Origin of the sequence: Alloalcanivorax mobilis (genome assembly GCF_002864685.1) — a bacterium.
Classification (GTDB): Bacteria; Pseudomonadota; Gammaproteobacteria; order Pseudomonadales; family Alcanivoracaceae; genus Alloalcanivorax; species Alloalcanivorax mobilis.
The window spans coordinates 85,269-100,838 of record NZ_NMQZ01000003.1; the positions used below are offsets into that span (position 1 = coordinate 85,269).

At 65.6% G+C, this 15,570-nt stretch carries 12 protein-coding genes; 4 read left to right on the plus strand and 8 right to left on the minus strand.

Translation table 11 applies throughout. The annotated features are described in order from the left end of the window. Window positions 1-57: 57 nt before the first annotated feature. The 8 genes from CGS25_RS03115 to CGS25_RS03150 form a co-directional block, all read right to left on the minus strand. Window positions 58-1,254 carry a CynX/NimT family MFS transporter gene (locus tag CGS25_RS03115; protein WP_232802230.1) on the minus strand — a complete coding sequence of 399 codons (1,197 nt, stop codon included), beginning with the start codon at window positions 1,252-1,254 and terminating at the stop codon, window positions 58-60. Between the two features lie 619 nt (window positions 1,255-1,873). Next, window positions 1,874-3,343: a metalloprotease TldD gene (gene tldD / locus CGS25_RS03120; RefSeq protein ID WP_101674572.1), complete on the minus strand. Its 1,470-nt coding sequence runs from the start codon at window positions 3,341-3,343 to the stop codon at window positions 1,874-1,876. Beyond that, entirely contained in the window at window positions 3,333-4,178 is an 846-nt protein-coding gene (locus tag CGS25_RS03125) for a carbon-nitrogen hydrolase family protein (RefSeq protein WP_101674573.1), read from the minus strand. The genes tldD and CGS25_RS03125 overlap by 11 nt, the downstream gene beginning before the upstream one ends. Before the next feature lie 29 nt (window positions 4,179-4,207). Next, the gene (locus CGS25_RS03130) at window positions 4,208-8,080 is read right to left on the minus strand and encodes a YhdP family protein (protein ID WP_101674574.1); all 3,873 of its coding nucleotides are present in this window, start codon (window positions 8,078-8,080) and stop codon (window positions 4,208-4,210) included. A 37-nt stretch (window positions 8,081-8,117) separates the two neighbouring features. Then, window positions 8,118-8,702 (minus strand): Maf family protein, encoded by a 585-nt coding sequence (locus tag CGS25_RS03135; protein WP_198588679.1) that lies wholly within the window; start codon window positions 8,700-8,702, stop codon window positions 8,118-8,120. Continuing rightward, window positions 8,702-9,199 carry a rod shape-determining protein MreD gene (mreD, locus tag CGS25_RS03140; protein WP_089033016.1) on the minus strand — a complete coding sequence of 166 codons (498 nt, stop codon included), beginning with the start codon at window positions 9,197-9,199 and terminating at the stop codon, window positions 8,702-8,704. The genes CGS25_RS03135 and mreD overlap by 1 nt, the downstream gene beginning before the upstream one ends. Continuing rightward, window positions 9,186-10,100 (minus strand): rod shape-determining protein MreC, encoded by a 915-nt coding sequence (mreC, locus tag CGS25_RS03145; RefSeq protein ID WP_089033017.1) that lies wholly within the window; start codon window positions 10,098-10,100, stop codon window positions 9,186-9,188. Before mreC ends, mreD begins: the two co-directional genes overlap by 14 nt. 19 nt (window positions 10,101-10,119) lie before the next feature. After that, entirely contained in the window at window positions 10,120-11,157 is a 1,038-nt protein-coding gene (locus CGS25_RS03150) for a rod shape-determining protein (protein ID WP_089034567.1), read from the minus strand. Between the two features lie 232 nt (window positions 11,158-11,389). Between CGS25_RS03150 and gatC the strand changes: the two genes are divergently transcribed. The 4 genes from gatC to CGS25_RS03170 all read left to right on the plus strand — a co-directional run bounded on the left by gatC (window position 11,390) and on the right by CGS25_RS03170 (window position 15,541). Further along, window positions 11,390-11,677 (plus strand): Asp-tRNA(Asn)/Glu-tRNA(Gln) amidotransferase subunit GatC, encoded by a 288-nt coding sequence (gene gatC / locus CGS25_RS03155; RefSeq protein WP_089033018.1) that lies wholly within the window; start codon window positions 11,390-11,392, stop codon window positions 11,675-11,677. 16 nt (window positions 11,678-11,693) lie between these two features. After that, the gene (gene gatA, locus CGS25_RS03160; protein WP_101674575.1) at window positions 11,694-13,148 is read left to right on the plus strand and encodes an Asp-tRNA(Asn)/Glu-tRNA(Gln) amidotransferase subunit GatA; all 1,455 of its coding nucleotides are present in this window, start codon (window positions 11,694-11,696) and stop codon (window positions 13,146-13,148) included. Continuing rightward, window positions 13,145-14,626, plus strand: a complete 1,482-nt coding sequence (gatB, locus tag CGS25_RS03165; protein ID WP_232802231.1) for an Asp-tRNA(Asn)/Glu-tRNA(Gln) amidotransferase subunit GatB — start codon at window positions 13,145-13,147, stop codon at window positions 14,624-14,626. Before gatA ends, gatB begins: the two co-directional genes overlap by 4 nt. A gap of 96 nt (window positions 14,627-14,722) precedes the next feature. Beyond that, window positions 14,723-15,541 carry a crotonase/enoyl-CoA hydratase family protein gene (locus CGS25_RS03170; protein WP_089033021.1) on the plus strand — a complete coding sequence of 273 codons (819 nt, stop codon included), beginning with the start codon at window positions 14,723-14,725 and terminating at the stop codon, window positions 15,539-15,541. Window positions 15,542-15,570 lie beyond the last annotated feature (29 nt).

The window sequence follows — 15,570 nt, forward strand, 5'->3', positions numbered from 1 at the left end:
AGGTTCACAATTGTTCCACAGTTTCACGGCGCGACGCACTCACCAGCGCCTCGCGGGTCAAGCGCGAATCGGCTCGCCGTCGGCGGAATACAACGCGGCGGCGAACTGCACCACCAGCAACCCCACCAGCACCGTCATGGGCCAGCGCCATTGGCCCAGCGCATCGTGCAGCGCACCGATCAGCACCGGGCCGCAGGCGGCAAGCAGGTAACCGAGCGACTGGCACAAACCGGACAGCCCGGCGGACACCCGGGCGTCGGCGCCGCGCACGCCAATCAGGGTGAGCCCGACACTGATCATAAAGCCCTGCCCGATGCCCACCAGCACCACCCACAGCATGGGCGCCTGGAGCGTGGCGAAGGCCAGCCCCGGCACACCGATCAGCAGCGGCAAATGCACCAGGGTCATGGCCAGGCGTTTGTTGCCCATGCGCGCGTACAGAATCGGCCCGAGAAAGGTGGCCGGCACGCCGCACAGATTAAACACGGTGAGCAGTTCACCGGCGCGGGCATCGCTGGCACCGGCGTCGATGAAGACTTTCGCCAGCCAGGCGGTAAAGGTGTAGAACAACAAACTCTGGGTGCCAAAAAACAACCCCAGCATCCACGCCTGGGGGCGCCGCCACAACGACAGTTTCGGGCCAGCCAGCGCCTGCCCGCGATCCCGGTAGCGCAGCAGCGGCAGCCAGATCAGCGCCGCCACCAGGGCCAACACCGCGCACGCCGCCAGCGGGTAGCGCCAGTCGCCATCGAAATGGCCGCGCAGGGGCACCGCCAGCCCCGCCGCCATGGCGGCACCGCCGGCCATGGTCACCGAATAGAGCGCGGTGACCGCCGCCACCCGTTCGGGGAAACGACGTCGCACCAGCCCCGGGGTCAGCACATTCATCACCGCGATGGCGCAACCAAGAATAGCGGTGCCCAGCACCATCAGCGGATAGCTGCCCAGCGAGCGCAATAACAGGCCGGCGAACAACACCCATAACGCACAGGTCAGCGCGCTCTCCAGACCGAAGCGCTCGCCCAGGCGCGGCGCGAACACCGACAACACGCCAAAGCAGAACACCGGCAGCGCGGTCAGCACGCCGAGAGCGGCGCCACTGAGACGCAGTTGCTCACCGATGCCATCGGCCAGCGGCCCGATCACCACGATGCCGGTGCGCATGTTGGCCGCCAGCAGCAAGATGCCGATCAGCAGCCCCACAGGCAACGCCGCGCGCCGCATGCCAGCGGGCGGGGGAACAGCATTACTCATCGACTTTCCCAACAAAAATTCCCAACGAGGAGGAACGCCTCTCAGGTTCACATCTGGCAAACAACCAAGCCACCGTGGGAGCGGCTCTCAAGCTTGGCTGGGCTCTTGATGGTCAAGCCTCGCCTTTCAGGCTCGGTTCGCGGTCAAAGACCCGCTCCCAAAAAAAATCAAAGGACGTCGCTGGCAGGGCCTGCTCCTACGCGGCGCTGTAGCAGGGCTGTCGGCGTTACGATGCGCCGGTACCGATCTGGAGGGCCCTCCCCTTGTTGTGTCGCCGAGGCGCGGGACATTGATAGGGTCAGTTGGCCAGGGACGGCCAACTGAGGCGGCGAACAACAGGATGCCGTCTCGTCGCCGACCCGGCCATCAATTTCCCGCGACTCGGGTACCCGAAGGGCGACACAACGGGGTGTCCTTCTTTGTCTACTTTCTTGGACAAGCAAGAAAGTAGAACGCCCAACAGGGCGTCAGCGGCGATGGGAGACACCTCATCACACCCGTTACGCTTGCGGACACCATAGAATCTCCCACAAAAAAATCAAAGGATGTCGCTGGCACGGCCTGCTCCTACAGCGGCTGCGTAGCAGGCCGAGGGGCAGACAGAGGAACAGGGAACAGGTCATGCCGTGCCGCCCACGGTCAGCGCGTCCACGCGCAGGGTCGGCTGGCCGACGCCCACCGGCACCGACTGGCCGTCCTTGCCGCACACGCCGATGCCGGAATCCAGGGCCAGGTCGTTGCCGACCATGGAGATGTTGTTCATTACTTCGGCGCCGCTGCCGATCAGCGTGGCGCCCTTCACCGGGCACACGATTTTGCCTTTCTCCACCAGATACGCCTCGCTGGTGGAGAACACGAAGCGCCCGGAGGTGATGTCCACCTGGCCGCCGCCGAAGTTCACCGCGTAGATGCCACGGTCCAGGCTGGCGAGAATTTCCTCCGGTTCGGATTCGCCGGGCAGCATGTAGGTGTTGGTCATGCGCGGCATCGGCAGGTGCGCGTAGGATTCGCGCCGGCCGTTGCCGGTGGGCGCCACGCCCATCAGGCGGGCGTTGGTTTTGTCTTGCATGTGGCCAACCAGCTTGCCCTTTTCGATCAGCACGTTATAGCCACTGGGGGTGCCCTCGTCGTCGACGGTGAGCGAGCCGCGGCGGTCCGGCAGGGTGCCATCGTCGACCACGGTGCACAGACTGGAGGCCACCGGTAAGCCCATGCGCTTGGCGAACATGGACGTGCCCTTACGATTGAAATCCCCTTCCAAGCCGTGGCCCACCGCTTCGTGCAGCAGCACGCCCGGCCAGCCCGGCCCGAGCACCACCGGCATGGTGCCGGCGGGCGCGTCCTGTGCCTCCAGATTCAGCAACGCCTGGCGCACCGCGTCGCGGGTCCAGGTTTCCAGGCGGCCGTCCTGGCGCAGCCAGTCGTAGGCGACGCGGCCACCGCCCCCAGCGCTGCCGCGCTCGCGGCGGCCGTCGCGTTCGGCGATCACGGAAATACTGAAGCGCACCAGCGGCCGCACATCGGCGGCCAGGGTGCCGTCGGTGGCGGCCACCAGGATCACGTCCTGCTCGCCGCTCAGGCTCACGGTGACCTCTTTGACCGCCGGGTCCAGGGAACGGGCCAGGCGGTCCATTTCCTGCAACAGCGCCACCTTGATCTCACTGCTCCAGCCGGGCAGCGGGTCGAGCGCCGCGTAGCGCGCCGGTATCGCCCGGGCCGCCTCGATTCGCACCGGTTTGTCGCCGCCCTGGCGGCTGATCGCCGCCGCCGCGCCGCCGGCCTGGCGCAGGGTATCCAGGGAAATATCATCGCTGTAGGCGAAACCGGTTTTGTCGCCACTGACAATGCGCACGCCGGCGCCGCGCTCGAGATTGAAGCTGGCGTCACGCACCAGGCCGTCTTCCAGCACCCAGGCTTCGTGACGGCTGTGCTGAAAATAGATGTCCGCGTAATCGGCGCTGCCGGCCAGCTTGCCGCCCAGCAGGCTTTGCAAGTGGTCGGTGCCCAGTTGCGCCGGGCCCAGAAGGATGTCGGAGGCCAGCGCGAGATGGTCGTCGCTGGACAATCGCTGTTCGCTCTCAGAGATCATGGGGGCCACTCACTGTGAATCGTTGATGGGTATGCACCGGCAAGCCGGCGCGCACGTCTTCGAGCACTTTCGGGTCCACCGGCCCCAGCACCACGCCGGGCTGATCGCCGGTTTCCGCCACCACCCGTCCCCACGGATCGACCAGCATCGAATGGCCAAAACTCTCGCGGGTGTCGCTGTGCCGGCCGCATTGGTTGGCGCCCAGCACATAACAGCCGTTTTGCACCGCGCTCGCGCGCAATAACAACCGCCAATGGGCGGCGCCGGTGGTGGCGGTAAAAGCACTCGGATAAACAATCAGACCGGCGCCGCGCTCCGCCAGTGCCCGCGCGTGCAACGGGAAACGCAGGTCATAGCAGATCGCCAGGCCCAGCCGCAAACCGGCGGCGTCCGCCAGCACCACCTGATCACCGGGCTCGAACACGTCGGATTCCCGATAGCGGCCCTGGCTGTCTTTCACGTCGGCGTCGAACAAATGCAGTTTGTCGTAGCCGGCACGGACCTCGCCGTCCGGGTCCACCAGCACGCTGCGGGTGCGCACCCGTGGCGCCGGTACCGGGCTGCCGTCGCCACGGCGCAGCGCCGGCACGCTGCCGCCGACGATCCAGAGATGGTGACGGCGGGCCTGTTCCGCAAGCCAGCCGAGCAGTTCGTCGTAACGCGCGCCGAGTACCCGATAATCGACGCCGTAACCGGCGAAATTTTCCGGCAGCACCGCCAGAGCCGCGCCGCCATCGGCGGCGCGCGCCAGGGCATCGGCGGCCAGGCGCAGATTGGCATCGGTGTCGGTGCCGCTGGTTATCTGTACGGCGGCGACGGTAACCGGGGAAGGCATGATGGAACTCCTGACGGCATGACGAGCGGCTATTGCGCCGGGGGGCTGGCTTCTTTCACCTGCGGGTCTTTCCAGGGGCCGGAAACCCGATATTCCACGCTGGTGGTCTTGTCCAGCTTATCACCCCACAGGCGCTCCACCACAAAGATTCCCGCGCACACCGCCGGCCCGGCCAGGCAGCCGGCGTACAGATTACTGGAAATCGGCAGCGTCATTTTGACCCGCTGATCCAGGCTCTGGCGGGCCAGATTCATCTGCCCGTTGACCTCGAACTCAGCGGACGGTGAATCGATCTTCAGTTCGGAAACCTGCAGCGCCGGCCCATTGAACGCGAACCGGCCGGTGATCGAATCGCAACTCAGGCCTTTCTTGTACAGGTCGGAAAAGTCCAGCCGCAGCCGACGTTGCAGGGTGCCAATATTGAGCACCCCCAAGACGCGCAGAAACGAGGTGCGGCGGTCCATCTCCGGAATCCGGCATTCGCCGATTTTCAGGCCGGCGTCGCCATTCAGGGCCAGATAATCCGGCTTCAATGGCCAGTTGTCCCAGGCCAGATCCACCTTCGCGTTGGCGTCATTGGTCTCCAGCAGCTCCGGCAATTGAAACGCCTTGAACGCCGCCGCCAGATCGTTGCTGCTGACGTTGCCCTGAAACCGGCTGCGTTGCGCGCCCTGTTCCTGACCGGTCCAGGTGAGCTCGCCGTTAACCGCAACGTGGCGCCATTGGCCGCGCAGATTATGCACCACCACGCCCTCGGCCGTGGGCCGGACTTGGCCGGCCCAGTTGCCATAATCGACGCCGCCAATGTTCAGGTTGCGCAGATCCGCATCAAGAATCGGCACCTTCACCGGGGCGATCGGCGGCCCGGCCTTGCCCGCCTGTTCCGGTTTCTTGCCGGTCGCCGCTTGCACCAGTTCATCGCTGGCGCGCAGCCGGTCCACACGGATGGTCAGCGGTTTGTCGCCGCGCGCCTGATAGCCGTCCGGCAGAGTCAGGGTGCCGGCCACCAACGGGCTGGCCAGCCCCAGCTCCCAGCCGGCGCCGGCCGGCGCCGCCGAGAAGCGGACGTCGTCCAAGGGCACGCCGAACAGATCCAACCGGCCCACCGTGAGCGCCACCCGGTTAATCAGATCGCGGCCACCACTGCCTTGCTGTGCGCCGCCACCGGGCGCGCCGGTGCCCGTGGCGGGCATCAGACCGGTGACGAATTCAATCCAGTCGGCGGCGCTGGCGGTGTTCGCGCGGCCCTCTATGGCCAGCCCCCGCGCCGGCATGCCGGGCAACGCGCCATCGCCGAAGCGGATCGCGCCGGCCAGCGGTTGACCCAAGCGCACCCGCCCCTGCCCCAGGTCACCATAGGAGAAACGAACTTCCCCACCGCCACCACGGGTCGAAAGCGACAGTTGCGAACCACGCACCTGGGATGCGCTCTTGCCCAGCGGCGCCGGCGCTTTCACCGCCACGCCCTTAAGCGTGGAGCGCGCCTCCAGACGGAACGGGCTGCCCTGCCAGGGCATCCCCAGGTCCAGCTCCAACGGCAGGGTGCCCGACACCGGGCTCAGCCAGTCAAAGCCCAGCCATTCGCGCAGCCGCTGCGCCGGCACGCTGCCGGTCAATTGCATCTGGCTGTCCGGGCCCCGGGTCAGCCAGGAGCCCTCGAAATGCCCGCCCAACGCATCGCCCTTGACGCTGCGCAGGGTGATACCTTTTTTCAGGTGAAAATAAACCGGCGCGCTGACGTGGCTGATCAGCAATTTGCGCTTGGCGTTATTGAGCGTGACATCGCTGGCCTGGCCATCGACGATCACCATCGGCGCCACGCTGCCCTCTTTAGCGAGGGGCATGTCCAGCAGTAAATGACCGTTCATGCGGCCTTTCTGGAAAGCCCAATCAAGCAGTTCGTCTGGCAGCTTCTGCTTCAGCGGCGTGTCTTGGAACAATTGATTCAGATCACTGGCCGGGCCCTCGACCTGCCCCTGGATCACGATGTGCCGGGCGTTTTTATCGTCCACGTCCGGCACGTCCACGCTGACCGCGCTGACCCGGCTATTGAGCAGCTGGCCCTGGCTGGCGCTGGCGCTCACCTGGCGACCGTCGATCAGAACATCGGCGTTGACGCCGCCGGCCAGCGGCCAGCCAGGCAAAAACGACAAAGCGATGTCGCTGCCCTGAAAGCGCATCTGAAAAGTGCGCTCTTGCTGTTGGTCGGGATCGATCTTGACCGGACCCCGGTAGAGAAAGCGACCATGCTGCAAATGACCGTCGCGCACCGCCTGGCCCAGCCAGTCGCTGAGCCCGTCGGGCAGTTTTTTCAGGGGAATGTATTGGCGGGCGCGGGCGCCATCGCCGTCGAGCACGTCCGCCATCAGGCGCAGTTCCGGCACCGACTCACCGCCGCCGCGCAGACTCAACATGGCCACGCCGCGGGCATCGCTGTTCTGCGCCATCAGCGTGCCGCTGTCCACACGCCAACCGTCGTCTTTCATCCGCCAGCGCATCGGGCCATTAAAGGTGGCACTGAGCGGATGGTCATAGAACCGGGTGAGGGTCAGCTGCAACGGCTCGCCTTGCAGCCGAGCGACCCCCTCGGCGGGGGTGCCGGCGATCCAGCCGGTAACGCCAGAAACGCCGGGAATCTTGCCCTTGGCGTCCATCGACAAGCCGGCGAAACGCGCCTGCAAAGTGCGCAGGGTGCCGTCCACCCCACTCAGATAAACACTTTGCAAAAGACCCCGCGGGTCCTGGGCACGAAGCTGCTCGCGGGCGGCGCGCAACCCCGCCGGCAAGGGGAACGGCCACTGCGCCAGTTGCTGGGTGAGTGCGTGCACCGCCAGATCCTCACCGTGGGCCCGCCAATGACGCTGCTCGCCCTCGGCGCGCCAGCGCAGCGCCACCGGCCCGGGCGCCACCGCGCCGGCGGGCGTGGTGCCGGTCAGGGTGGTCAGCGACAACTGACGCTCGCCGTTGCCGGCCAGGCCATGGACCGCCGCGTCCAGTTTGACATCGTTCACCGGCCAACGTTGTTCACCGTCGGTCAGTTCGATGTTCGGCGACGCCAGGCTCACCGTGGCGTCGCTGGGCCGGCCCTGTTGGATGCGTGTCCACAGCCGCACCCGGCCGTCCAGCCGTGCCACGTCCAGCGGCCACTGGCGCTGCGTCGGCAACCATTCCTGCAAGCGCTCGCCGTGCACATCCAAATAGCCATCCGCGTTCACCTGTTCCAGCGCCAGCGGCTCGCCCTCTACCCGCAGGCGCGCATCCACCGAGAACGGCCGATCACGGGCCTGCACGCGCACCGACAGCGCATGTTCGTCGCCGTCGTTGAGCAGCGCCAGGTTCAAGGACGACGCCGCCAGCGGCGGCAGGCCCGGCCAATCCAGAGAGAAGCGCGCGTTCTGAATGACAATACGTTGCTGGTGATAAAGGGTGCGCAGAGCGTCTTCCAATGCCGTCTCTTGGCGCTGGCGTTGCAGTGCCTCGAGGCCACGCAGGCGAATGCGGCCCTGCTCGTCACGCACCAGATGCACATCCACACCGTCGATCAGCAGCTCGCGCAGATACGGCTTGCGATGCAGCAGCGTCGGCAGTACTCGCACGCTCAATTCGACCCGCTCCAGGGTCAGGGGGGATTCGCCTTCGGTGGCGGGCAACGTCAGACCACGCAACTGAAAGCGCGGCCACAGGCCGTCCATACTGCCCTGCAACTGCTCGATCTGGATGGCGACACCGAAGCGCTCTTCAACCAGCGTTTCAAGTTGCTCGCGGTAGTCCGGCACCAGCAGCATCAATTGCCGCGCCACCACCACATAGGCGGCCAGCAACAGCACCGGAATCGCCACCAGCCACCACAGCCGGCCACGCCACAATCCCAACCAGCGGGTGGTTTTGTTGTTGATCGCCATTCACGCTACCAAGGTGTTCCGGCCTGACCGGGGGAAATCAACGGGGCTGCCAATAGGGAATGTCCGCCCACTCAAGCAGCGGCAGGGTGTGCTCCAGCGGCAGCCCGACCACACCACTGTAACTGCCTGTCAGGGAAGCCACCAGCGCCGCACCCAGGCCCTGGATGCCATAGCCACCGGCTTTGTCGCGCCCTTCGCCGGTGGCCACGTAGGCGCGAAGCCGGGCCAGCGGCAACTCGCGAAAGCACACCCGGGTCACCGACAGCGCCGCGCGGCGCTGCCCTGCCAGGCACAAGCAGACCGCGGAGATCACCCGGTGTTCCCGGCCGTTGAGCGCCTCCAGCATGGTCAGGGCGTGTTCGTCGTCATGGGGTTTACCGAGAATGCGCTCGCCCAGCACCACCGCGGTGTCCGCCCCCAGCACCGCGCCGGCGGGCCGGTGCGCGGCCTGCCCGGCGAGGGCCTTGGCCGCCGCCAGCCGGGCCACGTAATCCAGCGGCGCTTCGCCGGCGTGCGGCGTTTCATCCACATCCGGTGGCGGCAGCACCGTGAACGGCACCCCCACCTGGCTCAGCAGCTCGGCACGGCGCGGCGATCCGGAGGCCAGCAACAACGCCGTCATCAGCGCACCAGAAACCGCAGCTGAGTCCAGCGCAGGGCGGCGCACACCAGCCGCCACAGCACCGCGCTGGCGGCGGCGGAATAGAGAATGGTATAGGGCGGATACAGGGTGCGGCCCACCGACTCCTGCACCAGAAACGCAAGCAGGTTGGCCGAACCCACCAGCAGGAACACCACCGCGCTCTGCTGCAACAAGGGGAACACGCGCATGCGTTTATAGGCCGCCAGCATGAAATAGGCACCGAAAGCGTAGGCCAGCGCCCACTGGCCCAGCGTGGTGCCCACCAGCACGTCGTGATACAGCCCCAGGAAGAAGCCCCACAACACGCCAATCCGGTGCGGCAATACCAGCACCCAGTAAAGCAGCACCAGCAGCATCCAGTCCGGGCGCACCCAGTTGAGGCTGTCGCTGAGCGGCATCACTTCCAGCAACGCCGCCACGATAAAGGTCACCAGGATCACCCCGGTGCCCGCCGGCCGCTCGTTATTGAGCCGCATCGGGCACCTCCACATTGTCGCTGGTGGTATGGCCCGGCGCCGGCGACGTTTCGGTGCTGCCGCCCTCCGGCAGGCGAGCATCGGGCAGGCTCACCGGTTCCATCGATTGCACCAGCAGCACATGGCTGACCCGGTCCAGGTGGGCGTTGGGGCGCGCCTGGATCTCGGCGAACGCGGCGCCGGACTGGTGGCTGACACTGACCACCTGGGCGACCGGATAGCCACGCGGATAAAGCTGCCCCAAGCCGGTGCTGACCAGCAGATCGCCCTTTCTCACATCGGCGGTGTCCGGCACGTACAGCAACCGCAGGCGATTGCCCTGGCCAGTGCCGGCAAGGATGGCACGCACCCCGTTGCGGTTTACCTGCACGCTCATGGCGTGGCTGGCATCGGTGATCAGCAACACCCGGGCGGAGAGCGGGCCAACCTCCACCACCTGACCGATCAGCCCCTGGGAATCGAGCACCGCCTGACCTTGTTTGACGTCGTCGCGGCCACCCTTGTTGATCACCAGCTCCTGGCGGTTGGGGTCCGGGTCAATGCCGATGATCTCCGCCACCAACACCGAGGCGTCCAGGTTGGCCGATGAGTTAAGCAGCTCACGCAATCGCACGTTCTCGGCTTCGAGCACCGCCAGGCGCTGCACTTTCTGCTCCAGGATCAACACCTGGCGCTGCAAGCGCTGGCTCGATTCAACCAGCTCCTGGCGGCTGTGGGTCTGGCTGCCGACCCAACGCGCGGTGTCCACTGGCAGGTGGGCCAGGTAGTGCATCGGCGCGGCCAGATAGCCAAACGCATAGCGAATCGGGTCGCCCCAGCGGCTGCGCTGGTCCAGGGCCATCAGAGCGACGGCCAGCACCAGGGCGATGAGCAGGCGGTAGGTGGGGTTGGCGGAGGACATGCCGGCGGCCGGGACAGGCTCAGCCCATGGCCAGCATGTCCAGCCCTTGCGTATCCATCAGCTCCAGGGCTTTGCCGCCGCCCCGCGCCACGCAGGTCAGAGGATCGTCGGCGATGATCACCGGCAGGCCGGTTTCCTCGCTGATCAGACGGTCGATGTCGCGCAGCAGCGCGCCGCCGCCGGTCAGCACCAGGCCACGCTCGGCGATGTCGGAGGCCAGCTCCGGGGGAGACGCCTCCAGGGCGTTCTTGACCGCGTTGACGATCACCGCCAGCGGGTCCTTGAGCGCCTCCAGAATCTCTTCGGAATTGAGGGTGAACTGCCGTGGCACGCCCTCGGCCAGGTTGCGGCCGCGCACGTCGATCTCGAGGATCTCGGAGCCCGGGTAGGCGGTGCCGATTTCATGCTTGATGCGCTCGGCGGTGGATTCGCCGATCAGCGAGCCGTATTCCTTGCGCACGAACGCCACGATTGCCTCGTCGAAGCGGTCACCGCCGGTGCGCACCGATTCCGAGTAGACCACGCCATTCAGGGAAATCAGGGCGATTTCGGTGGTGCCGCCGCCGATGTCCACCACCATCGAGCCGCGCGCCTCTTCCACCGGCAGGCCGGCGCCAATCGCCGCGGCCATCGGCTCTTCGATCAGATACACGTCACGGGCACCGGCACCGAACGCGGAATCCTGGATCGCGCGGCGCTCCACCTGCGTGGATTTGCAAGGGACACACACCAGCACCCGGGGCGCCGGCGGAAAGAAGCCGGTGTCGTGCACTTTCTTGATAAAGTACTGCAACATCTTCTCGGTAACGTCGAAGTCGGCGATCACGCCATCCTTCATCGGCCGGATCGCGGTGATGTTACCCGGGGTGCGGCCGAGCATGCGCTTGGCATCGGCGCCCACCGCCGCGACACTTTTCTGGGCGCCATGATGGCGAATTGCCACCACCGACGGTTCGTCCAGAACGATGCCGCGTCCCCGCACGTAAATAAGGGTGTTGGCGGTGCCAAGGTCGATGGAAAGGTCGGTGGAGAACATCCCCCGAATACGCTTGATCACGGACATCCTGGCTTATTTCCTGAGAGATCGTGGAGAAAAGGAGGTTGATGCCAGCATACCACGGCACGCAAGCAACAAGATGGCGCAACTCTAGCAACGGCAGGGGAAATCGGCAAGGCGCCATGGCGGTCTCCGCAACCGGCGCCCGGGCCGCTCCCACCGGCACCGCCACCTTGGGCGGCGGCCCCGGGTATGGTATTTTTCCCGCCTTTCCCGACTCATGGAGACTCCCATGGCGATTGATACCCGGGTGGTGGCTCGCGCCGCCCATCTCGCCCGCCTGCAGGTGGACGATAACGAGAGCGCCGAGCTGTGCGGCCGCCTCAATGACATTCTTGCCATGGTCGACCAACTCCAGCAGGCGGATGTGGACGGCGTCGCCCCCCTGGCCCATCCCCTGGAGGTCCACCAACCGCTGCGCGAAGACCGGGTCCGCGAGCCCGACGTGCGCGACAAAGTGCTGCCCAACGCGCCCGCCAGCGAAGACGGCTGTTTCCTGGTACCCCGGGTGATCGACTAAGGTGGTCAATTAAGCCATGCATACCAAAACCCTCACCGAACTGAAAGCCGGCTTGCAGGCGAAGGACTTTTCCGCCCGCGAGCTGACCGAGCACTTCCTGGCCCGCATTGAGCACCATGATGGCACCCTGAACAGCTTCGTCACCGTCACCGCCGACCAGGCGCTGGCTCAGGCCGACGCCGCCGACCAGGCGATCGCCGCCGGTGATCACCGGCTGCTGACCGGCCTGCCGATCGCCCACAAGGACATTTTCTGCACCGAGGGCGTGCGCACCAGCTGCGGCTCACGAATGCTGGACAACTTCATTGCCCCCTACACCGCCACGGTGGTGGAGAAAATGGCCGATCAGGGCGCCATCATGTTGGGCAAAACCAATATGGACGAGTTCGCCATGGGCTCCTCCAACGAAACCAGCTTCTATGGCCCGGTGAGAAACCCCTGGGACACCGAGCGCGTGCCCGGCGGCTCGTCCGGCGGCGCCGCCGCCAGCCTGGCCGCGCGTCTCACTCCCGGCGCCACCGGCACCGACACCGGCGGTTCGATCCGCCAACCGGCGGCGCTCAATGGCGTCACCGGCCTCAAGCCCACCTATGGCCGGGTCTCACGCTGGGGCATGATCGCCTTTGCTTCCAGCCTCGATCAGGCCGGTCCGCTGGGCCTGTCCGCCGCCGACTGCGCATTGATGCTGACCGCCATGGCCGGCCACGACAGCAAGGACTCCACCTGTGTCGACGAGCCGGTGGGCGACTACCTGGGCGGCATCAACCAGGACATCGCCGGCCTGCGCATCGGCGTGCCGGAAGAATTCTTTCCGGAAAACCTGGACGGCGCCATCGCCGACAACGCCCGCGACGCTCTGCGCGAGCTGGAAAAACAGGGCGCCAAACTGATCAAGCTGTCGCTGCCCAGCGTCACCCTGTCGGTGCCGGCGTACTACGTGATCGCGCCAGCGGAAGCCAGCTCCAACCTGGCCCGTTTCGATGGCGTGCGCTTCGGCTATCGCTGCGACGATCCGGTCGACCTGGAAGACCTCTACAAGCGCTCGCGCTCGGAAGGTTTCGGCGCGGAAGTGAAACGGCGCATTCTGGTCGGCACCTACGCGCTCTCCGCCGGCTACTACGACGCCTACTACAAGCGCGCCCAACAGGTGCGCCGGCTGATCCGCGACGACTTCGCCCGCGCGTTCAAGGACGTGGACGTGATCATCGGCCCCACGTCCCCGGAAACCGCCTTCAAACTCGGCGCCAAAGCGGACGACCCGGTCAATATGTACATGGCCGACGTGTTCACCATCGCCGTTAATCTGGCCGGGTTGCCGGCGCTGTCGATGCCCAGTGGCCTGATCAACGGCTTGCCCGCCGGCGTGCAGGTGATCGGCAACTATTTCCAGGAAGGGCGCATCCTCAACGTGGCGCATCGCTATCAGATGGCGACCGACTGGCACCAGACAATCCCGGGAGGCTTCGCATGAGTCAGTCGTCCATGAATGGCGGATGGGAAACCGTCATCGGCTTGGAAGTGCACGTGCAACTGGCCACCGAATCGAAGATTTTCTCCGCCAGCAGCACCCGCACCGGCGATGAGCCAAACCGCAACGCCAGCCTGATCGACCTGGGCATGCCCGGCACCCTGCCGGTGGTGAACCGGGAAGCGATCCGCCACGCGATCCGCTTCGGCCTGGCGGTGGGCGCGGAGATCGGTCGCCGTTCCGTGTTCGAGCGAAAAAATTATTTTTATCCGGATTTGCCCAAGGGCTACCAGACCACCCAATTGGCCGAGCCCATTGTCGGCCCCGGCGTGGTCGACATTGAATTGGCCCCGAAGGGCAATGAAGGTGGGCAGGGCGAAAAAAAATCGGTGCGCATTCACCACGCTCATTTGGAAGAAGACGCCGGCAAATCCCTGCATGAAGACTTTCATGGCATGACCGGCATTGACCTCAACCGCGCCGGCACGCCGCTGATCGAGATTGTCTCCGAACCGGACATGAGCAACTCGGAAGAGGCCGTGGCCTTCGCCCGTAAGCTGCATTCCATCGTTACCTCGCTGGGCATCTGCGACGGCGACATGTCCCAGGGCAACATGCGTTTCGACGTCAACATTTCCGTGCGCCGCCCGGGCCAGCCCCTGGGCATCCGCACCGAAACCAAGAATCTGAATTCCTTCCGCTTCATGGAAAAGGCCATTGCCCTGGAAGTGGCGCGGCAAATCGACGTGCTCGAAGACGGCGGCGAGATCGTGCAGGAAACCCGGCTCTACAACGCCGACACGCACACCGCGCGTTCCATGCGCACCAAGGAAGACGCCAACGATTACCGCTACTTTCCCTGCCCGGATCTGCTGCCGGTGCTGGTCAGCGAAGAAGAAATCGCCGCGCTGAAAGACGCCCTGCCGGAACTGCCGGATGTACGCAAGGCGCGCTTTATCAACGACTATCAGTTGTCCGGTTACGACGCCGATCTGCTGTCCGGATCGGTGGCCACCGCGCGGTATTTCGAAACCGCCACCGCCGCCAGCGGCGACGCCAAGCTCACCGCCAACTGGGTCATGGGTGAGCTGACCGCGCGCCTCAACGCCGAAGACCTGGGCATCGAACACAGCCCGGTGAGCGCCGCGCAACTGGGGCAACTGATCCAGCGTTTGCAAGACGGCACCCTCAGTTCCAAGATCGCCAAGCAGGTGTTCGAGGCCTGCTGGAACGGCGAAGGCGACCCGGATCGGATCATCGAGGCCAAGGGCCTCAAACAGATGAACGACAGCGGCGAACTGGAAAAAATCGTCGATCAGGTGATCGCCAACAACCCCGCCCAGGTGGAAGATTACCGAGGCTCCGACGACGCCAAGCGCAAGAAAAAAATCGGCTTCTTCGTCGGCCAGATCATGAAAGCCACCCAGGGCAAAGCGAACCCGCAGCAGGTCAATCAGCTATTGCAGCAGAAGCTGCAATAGCGCCAGACGCCGGACGCTGGACGCCAGACGCTTACCGGTTTTAGCGTCCGGCGTCCGGCGTCTGGCGTCTGGCGTCTGGCCCATCAGGAACCTTCAATGAAACCGCAAACCGCTCGAGATCGCGTCACCCTTTCCATCGAAGACCACATCGCCACCGTCACACTGAACCGGCCAGACAAATACAACGGCCTGGATCTGGAGACGCTTCAGGCGCTGGTGCGCACGGCGAAGGCGTTGCGCAAGAACCGCGATGTGCGGGTGGTGATTCTGCGGGGTGAGGGCAAGGCGTTTTGCGCCGGGCTGGATTTCGCGACGGTCACCAGAACGCCGCTGAAAATGCTGCTGGCGTTCACTAAATTCGGCGTCAGGAAAACCAACCTGTTCCAGCAGGCCTGCTGGGCCTGGCGGCAACTGCCGGTGCCGGTGATCGCCGAACTGCACGGCTATTGTTACGGCGGCGGCTTGCAACTGGCCCTGGCGGCGGATTTTCGTATCGCCTCGCCGGAGTGCGAACTGTCGGTGATGGAAATCAAATGGGGCCTGATCCCGGACATGACCGGCACCGCCACCCTGCGCGAACTGCTGCCCATGGACGTCGCCAAGGAACTGGCGATGACCGGCCGCCGCTTCGACGCCCGCGAGGCGCTCAGCCTGCACCTGGTCACCCGCGTCGCCGAGGACCCACACGCCGAAGCCCTGACCCTGGCCCAGGCCCTGCTGGAACGCTCTCCGGACGCGGTCAGCGCCAGCAAAGCGTTGTTCCAGCGCACCTGGCACCAGGCCGAGGACCAGGCGTTCGCCGAGGAGTCACGGTTGCAATTCACACTCCTGCGCGGCCGCAACCAGCGCGAGGCGATGAGCGCCAACCTGAAGAAACGCGCCCCCGTCTTTCGCGCCCGCCAACGCGAGTACTGACAGCCGCGACCCACACCGATCAGAGCGCG

Bases quoted from the DNA above. Each gene is read 5' to 3' on its own strand.
- mreC (WP_089033017.1), bottom strand. From the start codon at position 10,100: ATGTCCTCCGCCAACCCCACCTACCGCCTGCTCATCGCCCTGGTGCTG.
- tldD (WP_101674572.1), bottom strand. From the start codon at position 3,343: ATGATCTCTGAGAGCGAACAGCGATTGTCCAGCGACGACCATCTCGCG.
- gatA (WP_101674575.1), top strand. From the start codon at position 11,694: ATGCATACCAAAACCCTCACCGAACTGAAAGCCGGCTTGCAGGCGAAG.
- CGS25_RS03115 (WP_232802230.1), bottom strand. From the start codon at position 1,254: ATGAGTAATGCTGTTCCCCCGCCCGCTGGCATGCGGCGCGCGGCGTTG.
- CGS25_RS03135 (WP_198588679.1), bottom strand. From the start codon at position 8,702: ATGACGGCGTTGTTGCTGGCCTCCGGATCGCCGCGCCGTGCCGAGCTG.
- mreD (WP_089033016.1), bottom strand. From the start codon at position 9,199: ATGCGGCTCAATAACGAGCGGCCGGCGGGCACCGGGGTGATCCTGGTG.
- CGS25_RS03125 (WP_101674573.1), bottom strand. From the start codon at position 4,178: ATGCCTTCCCCGGTTACCGTCGCCGCCGTACAGATAACCAGCGGCACC.
- CGS25_RS03130 (WP_101674574.1), bottom strand. From the start codon at position 8,080: ATGGCGATCAACAACAAAACCACCCGCTGGTTGGGATTGTGGCGTGGC.
- gatB (WP_232802231.1), top strand. From the start codon at position 13,145: ATGAGTCAGTCGTCCATGAATGGCGGATGGGAAACCGTCATCGGCTTG.
- gatC (WP_089033018.1), top strand. From the start codon at position 11,390: ATGGCGATTGATACCCGGGTGGTGGCTCGCGCCGCCCATCTCGCCCGC.
- CGS25_RS03170 (WP_089033021.1), top strand. From the start codon at position 14,723: ATGAAACCGCAAACCGCTCGAGATCGCGTCACCCTTTCCATCGAAGAC.